Below are 14988 nucleotides of genomic sequence, written 5' to 3'. Positions count from 1 at the left end.
TCGACGACCGCATGCCACTCGGCCATGCCGGAGAAAGCGCGGAGACGGGTGCGGCTTCTACGCCGACGGATCGTTCCCTGGGCGGTGAGCGCTCGCCACCATGTACACAGGGCGCGATCTCGGACTCACGGCGCTGTACAAGAGGCGCCGACAGGGCTCGGTACCCGCACTCGATCAACGCGCGTCAAGCTGTGCTTTCTCTGTGGCCGAAGTCAAGCCACCCCCATCCCGCACCCATCCCCCCTCCATCGACCTGCAATCCCCCAACCCCACTTCAGTAATGCGGAAGTCAGTATTCCGAAGCGCTCTTGTTTGTCACGTACTCAACAAGCCATCGTCGTTCGCGGGCCGCCGCCCCCACCGGCAACCTCACCGGTGGACCCCCCACTCGCAGGCCTCTGCAAACCTCACTCAGGAGGCTGTACGTTGCGTACGTCCACCCCCAACTCCCCCCACATATCCGGCAGATGGCGGAAGGTCGGCTCGGCCGCCGCCGCCACCGCCGCGCTCGTGTTCGCCGGTCTCGGCACCGCCGTACACGCGAACGCGGCGACCGCCACGGACGCCGGTGCGCACAAGGTGAGCGCCAAGACCGTCGCCGCGCAGGTCGCCAAGGCCCATGTGCGGTACGAGAAGGCAGCCTGTGGCGCCACCCCGAAGAAGGGCTACGCCGCCTGTAACGCCCTGCGCGTCACCGGCGGAACCACGGCCTACATGGAGAAGCAGGCGGCCCTGAAGGGCATCGCCCCGAAGACCATCAAGCCGAACGCCTCCACCGACTCCCCCACCGGCTACGGCCCGTCGGACATCCAGTCGGCGTACGGCCTGACCGACGCGGCCTCCTCCGACGGCTCCGACGAGACGGTCGCCATCGTCGACGCGTACGACGACCCGAACGCCGAGGCGGACCTGGCCACTTACCGCTCGTACTACGGCCTCTCGGACTGCACGACCGACAACGGCTGCTTCACCAAGGTCTCCCAGACCGGCTCCACGAGCTCCCTTCCCTCCGCCGACAGCGGCTGGGCCGGCGAGATCTCGCTCGACCTCGACATGGTCAGCGCGACCTGCCCGAACTGCAACATCCTCCTCGTCGAGGCCAAGTCGGCGTCCGACGCCAACCTGGGCACCGCGGTGAACGAGGCCGTGAAGCTGGGCGCCAAGTTCGTCTCCAACTCCTACGGCGGCTCGGAGTCCTCCTCCGACACGACGTACGACAGCTCGTACTACAAGCACGCGGGCGTCGCCATCACCGCGAGCGCGGGCGACGAGGGCTACGGCGCCGAGTACCCGGCGGCCTCCCGCTACGTCACCGCGGTCGGCGGCACCAAGCTCTCCACGTCCTCCAACAGCCGCGGCTGGACGGAGTCCGTCTGGAACACCAGCTCCACCGAGGGCACCGGCTCCGGCTGCTCCTCCTACGACGCCAAGCCGTCCTGGCAGACCGACACGGGCTGCACCAAGCGCATGATCTCCGACGTCTCGGCGGTGGCCGACCCGGCGACCGGCGTCTCGGTGTACGACTCCTACGGCGACGACGGCACCGGCTGGAACACCTACGGCGGCACCAGCGCCTCGTCCCCGCTGATCGCCTCGGTCTACGCCCTCGCCGGCACCCCGGGCAGCAGCGACTACCCGGCCTCCTACCCCTACGCCGCGGCCGGCACCTCGGCCCTGAACGACGTCACCAGCGGCAGCAACGGCACCTGCTCCACGTCGTACTTCTGCACCGCGAAGTCGGGCTACGACGGCCCGACCGGCTGGGGCACCCCGGAGGGCCTGGACGCCTTCACGGCCGGCTGAGCCAACCGGCAGACAGCGCACGACCTCCCCGTCGGGTCACGGGGAGCCGCCCTGAATGAGGAGGACGTGGGGTCTCCTCGGCGGCATGAAAAGGGAAACGGGTCACGGCAGCCGGCCGCGGCCCGTTTTCCCGTTGCGCCGGGCCAGAAAGCGTCTCACCGCACGGGGACTCCGGATCACGTACAGCTCCGCGCCACCGGCATGGGCGGTGATCGCCGCGAGGAGCAGCGGCCGACTCCGGCGCCGACAACCCCACACCCACCGCCAGAAGTCGGCGCGCTGCCGAGAACGCCGGACCGCCCGCCAGGCGCAGCGCCAGAAAGGGAAGTCGAGCAGGATGACGGTGTCGGCCGCTCGGAGCCGGACCTCGGGGACGTCGTGGGGCCCGAGGTCGCCCTCCATGATCCAGACCTCGCCGCGGGCGAGTTCGGCCTGCACGGCGGCCCACCGGTCGGGGGGTGTCGCCTCAGGTCCCGGTCGCCAGAAGTGCTGGTCCAACTCGATGACCGGGAGCCCGGTGTCCGAGCCGAGCCTGGCCGCGAACGTCGACTTGCCCGAACCGCCGCGCCCCAGGATCACCACTCGCCGCATGGACGCCATGGTTACAGGCCGCCCCCGGACACCTACCCTCATGAGATGTCTACGACCATGCGAGCGGCGGTCTGTGTCCGGGCGGGTGGCCCGGAGGTGTTGGAGGTCCGGGAGGTGCCGGTGCCGGCGGTCCGGGAGGGCTGGAGTCTGGTGCGGGTGAAGGGCGCGGGGCTGAACCGGTCGGAGCTGCGGACCCGGCAGGGGCATTCCCCGAGCGTGACGTTCCCTCGCGTGCTGGGGATCGAATGCGTGGGAGTCGTGGCCGACTCGACCGACCCGCAGCTGCCCGAGGGGACGACCGTCGCGGCGGTGATGGGGGAGATGGGCCGGGAGTTCGACGGCGGCTACGCCGAGTACGCGCTGCTCCCCAACTCCCTCCTGATGCCGGTCACCACCACCCTCCCCTGGGACGTCCTGGCCGCCCTGCCGGAGACCTACCTGACCGCGCAGGGTTCACTCGACGCGCTCGGCATCGCACCGGGCGGCAAGGGCCGGCTGCTGATCCGCGGCGGAACCTCCTCGGTGGGGATGGCGGCCGCGTCGATCGCCTCCGGATACGGGTGGGAAACCGCGGCCACAACCCGGCGCCGGGACAAGGCCGACGCACTGACCGCGGCCGGCGTGGACCACGTACTCCTCGACGACGGCGGCCCCTTGGCCGAGCACCTGCACGCCGTCTGGCCCGAGGGCCCGGACCACGTCCTGGACCTCGTGGGCGCGCGCACGGCCGTGGACTCGCTGCACCTGGTCCGCCGCGGCGGGACGGTCTGCGTCTCGGGCTCCCTCAGCGGCTGGCTGATCCGCGACTTCGAACCGATCGCGATGATCCCCACCGGAACCAGGCTCACGGCCTTCCACAGCGACACCGTCAAGGGCAGTGCGGGCAGGGACGTGCTGCAGCGGATCATCCGCGAGGTCGAGACCGGCGTCCACCGCCCCCACGTCGACCGCGTCTTCTCCCTCGACGACATCGTCACGGCCCACCGGCACATGGAGGACGACCGGGCGACGGGGAAGCTGGTCATGTTGCCGTAGGGACTCCTGGGCATTGGCTTGGCCTAGGGGACGCAAAGTCTCTGTCAGGCCGTGCTTAGGGCACGTAATAGCCCCTTCCCGGCGGGCCGCCGACCGGTAAACCCTGGCGGACGTTCGAATACGCGACCGGGGGAGCGGGATGAGCGGGCAGTTCGGTGTCGACCCCGACACACTGAGGGACCTGGCGGGCAAGTTCGACCGGGAGGCGAAGGATCTGGCCAAGCCGGTCGGGGAGTTCGCGGCGAGCGCGTCCGAGATCGGGGAGGCGTTCGGCCTGCTCGGTGTCTGCGACGGCGCGGCAAAGAAGTACGAGCAGCTGCTGGACCACACGGTCAAGGCACTCGGGAGCCTTCCGGATGTCCTCAGGAGCGACGGAGACCGGCTCCGTATCAACGCGACCAACTACACGGACTCGGACCGGACCGCCGTCGGCTACCTCCAGGACGCGACCCGGAGGGGGGCGGGTCCGGCGTGAGCATCAACAGCTGGATCGACGGCAAGGTGCTGGAGATCCTCCAGGCGTTCGGTGTGGAGCTCCCGGGCGGCAACGGCGACACGCTCCGCACGATGGCCCGTTCCTGGGACACCATGGGCAACGAGCTGACCGATCTCGTACACGCCCTCGACATCGCGATCGCGGGCGTCGACAAGCAGGGCTGGCACGGCGAGGCGCGGGACGCCTTCGAGCGGCACTGGGAGGAGCAGAGGCAGATCATCAAGCAGGTCGCGGCCAACTTCCACCAGGTGGCCGACGGGCTGCGGGCCTACGCCACCGAGATCGACGGGATCAACGAGGAGATCATCGACATCTGCGTCGAGATCGCCGAGATGGAGGTGGCCGGTGCCGCGCTGTCCTTCTTCACCGGTTTCCTCTCCGACCTCGTCGCCAACACGGCCGTGGCCACGCGGGTCGCCCGGATCGTCGACCTGGTCAAGCTGTTCACCTCGGCGGCCGAGAAAGTGGCGGCCCTGCTCGGGAAGTTCGTGGAACTCAGCGAGGAGACGGCCGCCACCCTGGAGAAGGTACTGACGACCGTGGCCAGGATCACGGCGGGCTTCGCCAAGAAGGGGGCCGAGAGTTTCGTCACCAACTTCACCGCCGACTCGGTCAGTCTGATGGCGAACCAGGCGGTCAACGGCAAACCGGTGACCGTCGGGGACGGCCTCACCGCCGGCAGCCGTGCCGCGGCCGGTACGGCCGCGTTCACCGCGGTCGCCGGAACGGCGGGAGGGCGGGTGGAGGGGACGGTCGGTGACATCCTGCGGGGTGACGGCCTCCTCGGCACCACGGTGAACGGCGCGGCGGGCAATGTGGCGGGCGGTCTCAGCGCCGACCTCATCGCCGGCCAGGATCCCTCGACGATCGGCCAGGACGCGCTCACCAACGCCGCCACGGGCGCCTTCGGCAACGCCCAGAACCACGGCGTCAACCACGCCCTGGAGGAGCACGGCAGCCTGGGCGGGGAGAACCTCAGCGAGCAGGGGAAGCTCGCCGACGGCTCCTTCAAGAACACCGTGGGCACCACCCTCAACACCGGTGTCTACGCCGCCGGCACGGGCATCGAGTCGGACATCCAGGACCTGACGAAGAACGAGAACGACAAGTGAAGGCTCTGACCGCCGTCCACCTCGCGGCCGTGTGGACCCCGAACCCGGCCCACCCCTACACCTGGGCCAAGTTCTTCGGCCTCCTGGCCGTGGTCCTCGGCTGCGTGATCGCCCTCATCGGCCTGTACGCGGGCTTCACCACCTGGCGCGGCCTCGCCCCGGACGGCCGCCGCAGGCAACTGCGCCCCGTCATCCTCGTCACAGGTGTCTTCCTGGTCATCGGTCTGGCGATCACGGCGTTCGGCGTCTGGCTGTTCTGAGCGCCTCGGCTCCCCAACCCCGTGCAACTCCCGTGAGCAACCTGTGAGTTGAGTAAAAGCCCAGACCGGTTTCGGTAAGCCGGAAGTCAGGATTCCGGGACGGCTCTGGTTGTCGCGTACTCAACAAGAGATGGTCTTGGCGGGCCGCCGCCCACACGCACTCGCACTGCCCCTGTTCAACACTTCTCAGGAGGCTGCACCTTGCGTACCACCACCCCCAACAGACCGTCTCACAGAGGCGGTTGGCGCCGCATAGGCACCGCCGCGGCCGCCACCGCCGCGCTCCTCCTCTCCGGCTTCGGCACCGCCGTACAGGCCGACGCGGCCACCACCGCGTCCACCAAGGTGACCTACGTCTCGACCCCCTGTGCCACCCCCAAGCACAAGGGCGACCTCACCTGCAAGTCCTACCGTGTCACCGGCGGGCTCACCGCCTTCCAGAAGATGCAGGCCGCGAAGACCGGCATCACCCCGAAGGCCGCCGACGCGTCCACCCCCTCCGGCTACAGCCCGACCAACCTCCGGTCCGCCTACGGCCTGACCTCCGCCGCCGCCTCCAACGGCTCCGGCGAGACGATCGCGATCGTGGACGCGTACAACGACCCGAACGCCGAGTCGGACCTCGCGACCTACCGCTCGTACTACGGCCTCTCCGCCTGCACCACGGCCAACGGCTGCTTCAAGAAGGTCAGCCAGACCGGCTCGACGACCTCGCTGCCCTCGTCCGACGCCGGCTGGTCCGAGGAGATCTCCCTCGACCTCGACATGGCCTCCGCGATCTGCCCGCTGTGCAACATCACGCTCGTCGAGGCCACCAGCGCCAGCTACGCCAACCTCGGCACCGCGGAGAACGAGGCCGTCGCGCTCGGCGCCAAGTTCGTCTCCAACAGCTACGGCGGCTCGGAGAGTTCTTCCCAGACGACGTACGACACCTCGTACTACAAGCACGCCGGTGTCGCCATCACCGTCTCCTCCGGTGACAGCGCCTACGGCGCCGAGTACCCGGCGACCTCCCAGTACGTGACGGCGGTCGGCGGCACCAAGCTGTCCACCTCCTCCACCACCCGCGGCTGGACCGAGTCCGTCTGGCGCACCTCCAGCACAGAGGGCACCGGCTCCGGCTGCTCCTCCTACGACGCCAAGCCGTCCTGGCAGACCGACACCGGCTGCACCAAGCGCATGGAGTCCGACGTCTCCGCGGTCGCCGACCCCGCCACCGGCGTCTCGGTCTACGACTCCTACGGCGTCACCGCCGGCTGGTACACCTTCGGCGGCACCAGTGTCTCCGCACCCATCATCGCGGGCGTCTACGCCCTGGCCGGCACCCCGGCCAGCGGCACCTACCCGGCGCAGTACCCCTACGACTACGCGGGCACCTCGTCCCTCAACGACGTGACGAGCGGCTACAACGGCTCCTGCTCGACCGCGTACTTCTGCACCGCCGAGACCGGCTACGACGGCCCGACGGGTTGGGGCACGCCGGAAGGCATCGCGGCCTTCGCCAACTGACGCGACAGCTTCGCCAACTGACGCGACCCCGGAAAGCGAGCGGACCCCGGCAGCAGCCGGGGTCCGCTCTCCTTTTCCCCACCGCCGCCGTGAGAACATCGTCTCGGCCACTCACCCGACCAGCCGTCAGAAACGGCCCAGGTCGCAGAAGGGGTCAACGACGGAACCACACGACTGGTTCCGCTCAGGCCTCATTGCCCGGCGTGACCTGCCGTGATACACAGAGTGACCGTGCATGCCAATCGTACGAAACCCGCCAATCAATGACGCCAAGTCGACATACGACGGCGGCATTGTCGGCGAGAATGAGCCTGACCTCTGCGCACCCGCAGGGGGAACTGCGGAACTACCCACCAGGGGCGGTGACTTACATGCTCTTTGCGGCCGACAAGGGAGACATCAACACCATCATCGGCGGGATCGCTCCGGACTGGGGCCCCTTCGGCAGCCTGGGCAACGAGGCCAAGGTGATGATCGAGGTCGTGATGGCGGTCGCCATCCTGCTCTGCCTCGGCATCGCGGTCTGGGGCGCGGCCAAGCAGCGCATCGGCGCGACCGCCCTCCGCGACACCTTCAGCGCGGAACAAGGCAAAGGCCTCATCATCGCCGGCCTGACGGGCGTATTCATCATCGGCTCACTGGGCACGCTCTTCACCATCGTGTACGGCATGGCCGTCTAGCAGGCGTTCTCTCCGGCCCCTCTACCCCACCCGCCCGTCGTGCCCACCGGCTGAGGTTGCGTTTCCCTGATGTCGAGTCACCACACCGCGCCCGCGCGGGTTCCAGCACGGCTACCGTCGTATGTCTACGAGGTGGAGAGGGCGTACGCGGCATGAGTCTCGACGACGAGCGCGAGGGCTCCGGCGGTTACGGAGGCACGGGTCAGACCCGCACCCGGCTGCCCGACGCGGGCGGCGGCGACGTGTACGGCGGCGCACGCAGAGGCGGCCGCTCGTCGTCCCGAGGCCTGGTCACGGTGGTGGGGGTCGTGGTCCTCCTCATCGCCGCGATCGCATTCGCGAACCGTGGAGGAGATGACTCCTCTTCAACGACCGGAAGCGCGGGCGACAAGCCCGACAGCTCTTCCACGGCGGCCAGCGGAACCAAGCCCGTGACGGGCAAGTCGGGTGCGATCGCGACCGGGTACGCGCACGACCAGCAGGGGGCGCAGAGCGCGGCAGCCAACTACGTCGTGGCCATGGGCTCGGCCGACATGTTCGACAAGACCAAGCGGGACGCCATCCTGGGGACCGTCATCGCCCCCGCCAGACTCGCGGACTTCAAGCAGGAACTCGACACCGCCTACACCCCGGCGTTCAACAAGAGCGTCGGACTGAACGAGAACGGCTCGACCCCACAGGGCTTCACCTTCGTGTCCCGTACGAGCCCGATCGGCACCAAGGTCACCGCGTCCTCGTCCGACAGCGCGACCGTGGAGGTCTGGTGCAGCGGCCTCCTCGGCCTGGCGGGCGAGAACTCGACGAACCCGGTCACCAACAGCTGGTTCACCAACACGGTCCAACTCCAGTGGACCGGCGGCGACTGGAAGATCGTCACGCAGTCCCAGAAGACAGGCCCGGCACCCGTCCCCGGTGACGACAAGGCCTCCAGCGCCGACGAGATGGCGAAGGCCGTCGAGGAGTACGGAGGGTTCACCTATGCCCGGTAAGCACCGCGTACTCAAGCTCGCCGCCACGCTGACGGCCGTACAGACGACGGCCGTGCTCCTGGCGAGCAGCGCCTTCGCCGCGCCCTCGCCGACCCCGTCCGCGAGCTCCAGCAGCGACCCCTGCCGGCTCATCTCGGGAAGCGCCCGGGCCCTGTGCGAGAGCGACCGCAACACCAAGCAGAGCGGCGGGTCCATCAGCAACGACCCGACCTCCACCCTCGACCCCCTCTCCTCCCTGGCGAAGGGCTGCGCCGAAGCCGCCTCCTGGACCATCAACAAGCTCAGCGGGGCCGTGAAGGACACCGCCGGTGTCGACTTCACCAACGAGAAGTTCCTTCAGCAGTACGCGGTCGTCTTCGCGGCGTCGACGATCCTCACGCTTCTCCTCTGGCTGCTGGCGGTGGCCAAGCGGGCCGTGCGGGGCGTGCCCCTCACCACCGCCATCTCCGAGGCCGTCGGCTTCCTCTGGCTGACCGTCCTCGCCTCCGCCTTCACCCCCCTGATCCTCTACACGGTCGTCTCCGCGGCCGACGGCGTGACCGACGTCCTCGCCAAGACCACCGGCAACCAGGCCGACACCTTCTTCGGCACCTTCTCCGGCGCCCTCAACAAGGGTGAGGACATCGGCGGCGGCCCGATCATGCTGATCGTTGTGTCGCTGGTGAGCATCCTCGCCGCAGGCGTCCTGTGGCTGGAGCTGGTCATCAGAGCGGCGCTGCTGTACGTCGGGGCCCTCCTCGGCACCGTCGTCTACGCCGGCCTCGTCGACAAGAACCTCTGGGGCCACGTCCGCCGCTGGGCCGGCATCATGATCGCCGTCATCCTGGTCAAACCGATCATCGTCATCGTGCTGGGACTGGCAGGCGCCCTGTCCTCCGACAACGGCCCCGACTCCTTCTCCGCCGTCGTCTCCGGCCTCGCCATCATCCTGCTCGCCATCTTCGCCAGCGCGATGATCTACCGCTTCGTCCCCGGCTTCGGCGACGAGATCGCCAGCGGTCGCAACAACCGCATCATGGCGGGCGCCGAGGGCAAGGCCGCCGCGGTCATCAGCTCCCCGGCCACCATGGTCGCGCAGGGCATCAAGACCCACAGCGCCCGCGCCAACGACAACGGGGGCGGCGGCCAGTCGTCCTCGGGCGGCGGCCCCCGCCCGGCCAACCCGGTCAGCGGCGGCGTCGCCGCCCACAGCACCCGCTCCTCGAACGGTGGCGGCGGCGGATCTGTCCCCTCCGCCGCACCCGCACCCCGTTCGTCGAGCCCGGTGAACACCCCGCACGCCGGCAACACCCGCAACAGCAGTACCAACCGCACGGGAGGTGAAGGGCGTTGACGACCGAGTCCCACCTGTCCCATCCGATCACGCCCCGCCGTACGTATCTCATCGGCCGCGCCCGGCCGAACGCGATCGTCGGCCGCAACCGCGAGTCCGGCGAGATCGCGCTGATCATCGTGGGCGCGTTCCTCGGCATGATGTGCGGGCTCCTGGTCCCCGTCCTCTCCCTGCGCATCGTGCTGCTGATGGGCTTTCCTCTGCTGGCGCTGATGGCGGTCTACGTGCCGTACAAGCACCGCACGTTCTACAAGTGGTTCGAGATCAACCGCAGTTACAAGCGCACCCTCAAACAGGGCACCCTGTACCGCAGCGGCGTCATGGAGGCCGGTACCCGCTACGACGGCCGTGAGGTCGAGATCGGCCCGCCGCCGGGGATCGGCCGCATCAACTGGCTCGCGGCCCCCTTCGGCCCCGACGAGATCGCCGTACTCCTCCACGCGGACCGCCGCACGGTGACCGCCGCGATCGAGATCGAGGGACCCGGCGTCGGCCTCCGTGACTCCGAGGACCAGGAAGCCCTCGTCGACCGCTTCGGCACCCTGCTGAAGCATGTCGCCAACGGGGACGGCTTCGTCACCCGCCTGCAGATGCTCGCCCGCACCCTTCCCGCCGACCCCGACGCCCACGCCAAGGACGTGGCCATGCGCGGCGACGAGAAGTCACTGCCGTGGCTGCAGACGTCGTACGACCAACTGCAGTCGATGGTCTCCACCAGCAGCGAGCAGCACCGCGCGTACCTGGTCGCCTGTATGCACTACACCCGCGAACTCGCGGCCGAGGCACAGGCCATGGCCCGCGCGGCCCGCCCGCAGAGCGGCCGCAAGGTCGACAGGGACGCGGGGCTGGCGGTCGTCATGGCCCGCGAGCTGACCGACATCTGCTCGCGCCTCCAGGAGGCCGACATCCGTGTGCGACAGCCGCTGGGCCAGGGCCGCCTCGCCTCGCTCATCCACTCCATGTACGACCCCGACCACCCCATCGACCACATCCAGGCGATGACCAAGCGCAACGCCTGGCCGGCCGAACTCGACGCCATGGAGCCGACGTTCCTCCAGGCGAAGACCCGGGAGTCCTCCACCCGCGCGCCCTGGTGCCACGCCACGGCCTGGGTGAAGGAGTGGCCGATGACCCCGGTGGGCGTCAACTTCCTGGCCCCGCTGCTGGTCCACACCCCGGACGTCATCCGCACGGTCGCCGTCACGATGGACCTCGAACCGACCGAGGTCGCCATCGAGCGCATGCTGACGGAGAAGACCAACGACGAGGCGGAGGCCAGCCGCGCCGCCAAGATGAACCGCACGGTCGACCCCCGTGACGTCGCCGCCCACAACCGCCTCGACCAGCGCGGCGAGGACCTGGCGAGCGGCGCGGCCGGCGTCAACCTGGTCGGCTACATCACGGTCTCCTCCCGCTCCCCCGAGGCCCTGGCCCGCGACAAGCGGACCATCCGGGCCTCGGCCGGAAAGTCGTATCTGAAGCTGGAGTGGTGCGACCGCGAGCACCACCGCGCCTTCGTGAACACATTGCCCTTCGCGACCGGCATTCGGAGGTAGGACCTGATGCGGGACCCGCTGTCCGTCCTCACCGACGCCTTCACGTCCTTCCTCTTCGGCAAGGTCGAGACGACCCGACTGCCGGTACGCACGTCGACAGGCCAGGCCCAGGCGGTCTACCTCCCCACGGCCGCCCCGGGCCTCGGCGACTCGGGCGTGATCATCGGCCGCGAGGTCTACTCCGGCAAGGGCTACATCTACGACCCCTTCCAGCTCTACGGCCAGCAGCTGCCCGCACCGCACTGGCTGGTCCTCGGCGAGTCCGGCAACGGCAAGTCGGCGCTGGAGAAGACGTACGTCCTGCGCCAACTCCGCTTCCGCGACCGCCAGGTGGTCGTCCTGGACGCGCAGGGCGAGGACGGGGTCGGCGAATGGAACCTGATCGCGGAGGAGTTGGGGATAACCCCCATCCGGCTCGACCCGATGGCAGCGCTGGACCACGGAATCCGCCTCAACCCCCTCGATCCGGCGATCACGACGACGGGCCAGCTCGCGCTGCTCCGGACGATCATCGAGGTGGCGATGGGCCACGGCCTGGACGAACGCTCCGGCTTCGCCCTCAAGGTCGCGCACGCCTTCGTCAACGAGACGATCGTCGAACGCCAGCCGATCCTCACCGACATCGTCGAGCAGCTACGGCACCCCGAGCCGGAGTCGGCCGAGGCGATGAACGTCGACATAGAGGACGTACGGGCGTGGGGGCTGGACGTGGCCCTGGTGCTGGACCGTCTGGTCGACGGTGACCTGCGGGGCATGTTCGACGGCCCCACGACGGTCGGCATCGACCTGGACGCGCCGCTCATCGTCTTCGACCTGTCCCACATCGACCGCAACTCCATCGCCATGCCGATCCTGATGGCGATCGTCGGCGTGTGGCTGGAGCACACCTGGATCCGCCCCGACCGGAAGAAGCGCATCTTCCTGGTCGAGGAGGCCTGGCACATCATCAACAGCCCCTTCGTGGCGCAGCTGTTCCAGCGGCTGCTGAAGTTCGGCCGACGGCTGGGTCTGTCCTTCGTGGCGGTCGTCCACCACCTGAGCGACGTCGTCGACGGCGCCGCGGCGAAGGAGGCGGCGGCGATCCTGAAGATGGCGTCGACGAGGACCATCTACGCCCAGAAGGCGGACGAGGCGAGGGCGACGGGCCGGGTGCTGGGCCTGCCCAGGTGGGCCGTCGAAATCATCCCGACCCTCACCCCGGGCATCGCCGTCTGGGACGTCAACGGCAATGTCCAGGTCGTCAAACACCTGATCACGGAGACGGAACGCCCGCTGGTCTTCACCGACCGCGCGATGACGGAGTCGTCCGCCGACCGCGAGCTGGCCGACGACGCCCTGCGCGCCGCCGAGCTGGAGGCGGAGGAACGGGCGGCGGCCTTCGTGGAGCAGCACCTGAGCGACTTCGACGGCACGTCCGAATCGACGGTGGCGTAGCGGGAGGCGGACGTGGTGAGACCGGACGACCGACGGCTTCGACGGGACGATCGGGAGGGACAGGGCGGCATCCCCGACGGGCTGTTGGTCGGCATACTCGCCTTCCTGCTCGGCATGACCCTGCTGGTGTGGTCGGCGACGGGCCTGGCAGGCCTGTTCTCCAAGGGCTCCTGGCCCGACGGCGTCACCTTCACCCGCACCCCCCTCGCCATGCGACACCTCATCGGACAGCCGCACGACATCCCGGGGGCGTGGCCGAACACACCGGAGGCGCAGCTCTCGGGGTACGGGCTGTTCTGGGGGCTGTTCATCGGCCAGCTGATGGTGCTGCTCGTGCTGACCGTGTTCGTGATGGGGACGGTCGCACGGTGGCGGGCCCAGCGGATGCGACGCAAGGTGGAGCGGGCGGCCGCCATCGAGAGGGCCACGGCAGCGGCGACCGTGCCGGAGCCCGAGCCGACACCCCGGCCGACGGAGGTGTACGAGGCGCCGGTACCGCACGAGGTACCGGTACCGCGGGCGGAGCCCACCCTCGCGCAGCCCACGGAACCGGACCGATTCGAATCGTCCGTCCTGCACTACGGCTCACCCGCGACCCGCCAGACCACCGCGACCCAGGCCGTCCGCGACGCGGAAGGCCCCGTCCTCGTGGTCACCTCGAACCCCGCCGTCTGGTCGGACACCAAGGACGCCCGCTCCAAACTGGGCCCGATCCTCCTCTACGACCCCACCCACCTCTGCGACACCCCGGCCCGCCTCCACTGGCCCCCCACAGCCGGCTGCGAGGACAAACAGACCGCGACCTCCAGAGCCGCGGCCCTCCTCGCTCCCATCCGCCCCACGGCCAAACTGGACGAGGCCCTGGCGGACACAGCGGAAACGCTCCTTCGGACCTACCTCCATGCGGCCGCCATCGACGGCCGCACCATCCGTCATGTCCACCGCTGGACCCAGGGCAGCCAGGTCCAGGACGCGGTCCGCATCCTCCGTACGAACCCCAAGGCCTCCCCCGGCTCCGCGGGCGAGCTCGAGGCCGCCCTCACCGCCCACCCCGAACGCCGCGACATGGCACAGGAGCTGACGAGCCGAGCCCTCGCCGCCCTCTTCACGGTCAACATCCGCGAGGCCTGCACACCCAACCGAACCGATGCACTCACCTTGGATTCCTTCGTCGACGAAGGGGGCACGCTTTATGTGGTGGGGGAATCCATCGAGGACCCCAGGACCAACCCAGGCGCGATGCCCCTCCTGACGGCCCTCGTCTCAAGCGTGGTCGAGCGTGGCCGGCGCATGGCCGAACGGTCATCCTCCGGTCGCCTCGACCCACCACTGACGCTTGTCCTCGACGACGTCGCCGCGGTGGCTCCGCTTCCCCAGCTCCCTGAGCTACTGACCACGGGAACGGAGCGAGGCCTGCCGACCCTGGCTCTGCTCCGCTCCCGGGAACAGGGCAGGGCCCGCTGGCCGCACGACGAGCTGCCGGTGTAGCCCGTCAGCTTTCGTCGCGCTCCAGGGCGAACTCCAGCTCGGACTCTCCGGAAGCCTGCTCCAACGGCACCATCGCCCCTGTCGGCACGAACCCGACCTTCCGGTACAGCCGCTGAGCCCGCCCGTTGTCCTCGTGCACGATGAGCCGCACCCGCTCGGCACCCTGCGCCCAGGCCCACTCCAGGCCGGCGTCGAAGAGCACCTCGGTCAGCCCGATCCCCCGGTGCTCGTCCCGTACGAACACCCCGACGACATGCCCTTGCTTCCGCTCGACCGGGAATCCCGCCCAGTCCGTGGACCCGGCTTCCTCCATCAACACGGTGAGCGTCCCGACCCACTCCCCGTCCGGTCCCTCGGCAATGATCTGCTGCGCACCGAACGCCCCCTCGCAGGCGCCGACGGCACGCTCCTGCCAGAAGGAGTCCGGATGGGCAGCGGCCTGCTCATAGGTCTCCAGAAACGCGAGATGCGCGACAGGATCCCGCAGGGCGACAAGCCGGAGCGCCTTCGCCTCCGGCCACTCGTCGGCGTGTATGGAACGGACCTTGTAGTTCATGCCAGCCACCGTAGCCGAAACGCAGAAAACCCCCGTACCGAATAAACGGTACGGGGGTTTTCGCAAAGATTGTTCGGCGGCGTCCTACTCTCCCACAGGGTCCCCCCTGCAGTACCATCGGCGCTGTAAGGCTTAGCTTCCGGGTT

Annotated in this window: 14 protein-coding genes and 1 rRNA gene; 12 read left to right on the top strand and 3 right to left on the bottom strand. The window is 69.3% G+C overall.

The window, feature by feature from the left end; genetic code table 11:
- The first annotated feature begins 426 nt into the window (after window positions 1-426).
- A complete protein-coding gene (locus ACWC09_RS36950; protein WP_450855410.1) occupies window positions 427-1803 on the top strand; it encodes a S53 family peptidase in 1377 nt (458 codons plus the stop codon).
- Window positions 1804-1905: 102 nt separating this feature from the next.
- On the opposite strand, the gene ACWC09_RS36945 is transcribed toward ACWC09_RS36950, so the two are convergent.
- Window positions 1906-2394, bottom strand: a complete 489-nt coding sequence (locus ACWC09_RS36945) for a hypothetical protein (RefSeq protein ID WP_450855409.1) — start codon at window positions 2392-2394, stop codon at window positions 1906-1908.
- Window positions 2395-2439: 45 nt separating this feature from the next.
- Here ACWC09_RS36945 and ACWC09_RS36940 point away from each other — a divergent pair, with 45 nt between their 5' ends.
- From ACWC09_RS36940 to ACWC09_RS36890, 11 genes are all read left to right on the top strand, one after another.
- Window positions 2440-3429, top strand: a complete 990-nt coding sequence (locus tag ACWC09_RS36940) for a zinc-binding dehydrogenase (RefSeq protein ID WP_450855408.1) — start codon at window positions 2440-2442, stop codon at window positions 3427-3429.
- A gap of 139 nt (window positions 3430-3568) precedes the next feature.
- Entirely contained in the window at window positions 3569-3904 is a 336-nt protein-coding gene (locus ACWC09_RS36935) for a WXG100 family type VII secretion target (protein WP_450855407.1), read from the top strand.
- Window positions 3901-5037, top strand: coding sequence for a WXG100 family type VII secretion target (locus tag ACWC09_RS36930; protein WP_450855406.1), 1137 nt, complete (start codon window positions 3901-3903; stop codon window positions 5035-5037). The genes ACWC09_RS36935 and ACWC09_RS36930 overlap by 4 nt, the downstream gene beginning before the upstream one ends.
- Window positions 5034-5297: a hypothetical protein gene (locus tag ACWC09_RS36925; protein WP_450855405.1), complete on the top strand. Its 264-nt coding sequence runs from the start codon at window positions 5034-5036 to the stop codon at window positions 5295-5297. Before ACWC09_RS36930 ends, ACWC09_RS36925 begins: the two co-directional genes overlap by 4 nt.
- A 201-nt stretch (window positions 5298-5498) precedes the next feature.
- Window positions 5499-6806 (top strand): S53 family peptidase, encoded by a 1308-nt coding sequence (locus tag ACWC09_RS36920; protein WP_450855404.1) that lies wholly within the window; start codon window positions 5499-5501, stop codon window positions 6804-6806.
- Window positions 6807-7177: 371 nt separating this feature from the next.
- Complete coding sequence (locus ACWC09_RS36915; protein ID WP_014673544.1) at window positions 7178-7486, top strand: hypothetical protein; 309 nt, start codon at window positions 7178-7180, stop codon at window positions 7484-7486.
- A gap of 152 nt (window positions 7487-7638) precedes the next feature.
- On the top strand, window positions 7639-8475 hold the full coding sequence (locus ACWC09_RS36910) for a hypothetical protein (RefSeq protein ID WP_450855403.1): 837 nt from the start codon (window positions 7639-7641) through the stop codon (window positions 8473-8475).
- The gene (locus ACWC09_RS36905) at window positions 8465-9808 is read left to right on the top strand and encodes a hypothetical protein (protein WP_450855402.1); all 1344 of its coding nucleotides are present in this window, start codon (window positions 8465-8467) and stop codon (window positions 9806-9808) included. Before ACWC09_RS36910 ends, ACWC09_RS36905 begins: the two co-directional genes overlap by 11 nt.
- Window positions 9805-11364, top strand: coding sequence for an SCO6880 family protein (locus ACWC09_RS36900; protein ID WP_450855401.1), 1560 nt, complete (start codon window positions 9805-9807; stop codon window positions 11362-11364). The genes ACWC09_RS36905 and ACWC09_RS36900 overlap by 4 nt, the downstream gene beginning before the upstream one ends.
- Before the next feature lie 6 nt (window positions 11365-11370).
- Window positions 11371-12798 carry an ATP-binding protein gene (locus ACWC09_RS36895; protein WP_450855400.1) on the top strand — a complete coding sequence of 476 codons (1428 nt, stop codon included), beginning with the start codon at window positions 11371-11373 and terminating at the stop codon, window positions 12796-12798.
- A 15-nt stretch (window positions 12799-12813) separates the two neighbouring features.
- Window positions 12814-14286: a type IV secretory system conjugative DNA transfer family protein gene (locus ACWC09_RS36890; protein WP_450855450.1), complete on the top strand. Its 1473-nt coding sequence runs from the start codon at window positions 12814-12816 to the stop codon at window positions 14284-14286.
- Window positions 14287-14290: 4 nt separating this feature from the next.
- Here ACWC09_RS36890 and ACWC09_RS36885 read toward each other — a convergent pair whose 3' ends face one another.
- Complete coding sequence (locus tag ACWC09_RS36885; RefSeq protein ID WP_450855399.1) at window positions 14291-14842, bottom strand: GNAT family N-acetyltransferase; 552 nt, start codon at window positions 14840-14842, stop codon at window positions 14291-14293.
- Window positions 14843-14913: 71 nt separating this feature from the next.
- A 5S ribosomal RNA gene (gene rrf, locus ACWC09_RS36880) occupies window positions 14914-14988 on the bottom strand; the annotation flags it as partial.

It is taken from the genome of Streptomyces sp. NPDC001617 (assembly GCF_053596855.1).
The sequence above is the reverse complement of the archived record's forward strand: the minus strand, read 5'-3'. Positions and strand labels throughout refer to the sequence as shown.

Bases quoted from the DNA above. Each gene is read 5' to 3' on its own strand.
- ACWC09_RS36945 (WP_450855409.1), bottom strand. From the start codon at position 2,394: ATGCGGCGAGTGGTGATCCTGGGGCGCGGCGGTTCGGGCAAGTCGACG.
- ACWC09_RS36940 (WP_450855408.1), top strand. From the start codon at position 2,440: ATGTCTACGACCATGCGAGCGGCGGTCTGTGTCCGGGCGGGTGGCCCG.
- ACWC09_RS36935 (WP_450855407.1), top strand. From the start codon at position 3,569: ATGAGCGGGCAGTTCGGTGTCGACCCCGACACACTGAGGGACCTGGCG.
- ACWC09_RS36915 (WP_014673544.1), top strand. From the start codon at position 7,178: ATGCTCTTTGCGGCCGACAAGGGAGACATCAACACCATCATCGGCGGG.
- ACWC09_RS36910 (WP_450855403.1), top strand. From the start codon at position 7,639: ATGAGTCTCGACGACGAGCGCGAGGGCTCCGGCGGTTACGGAGGCACG.
- ACWC09_RS36905 (WP_450855402.1), top strand. From the start codon at position 8,465: ATGCCCGGTAAGCACCGCGTACTCAAGCTCGCCGCCACGCTGACGGCC.
- ACWC09_RS36895 (WP_450855400.1), top strand. From the start codon at position 11,371: ATGCGGGACCCGCTGTCCGTCCTCACCGACGCCTTCACGTCCTTCCTC.
- ACWC09_RS36885 (WP_450855399.1), bottom strand. From the start codon at position 14,842: ATGAACTACAAGGTCCGTTCCATACACGCCGACGAGTGGCCGGAGGCG.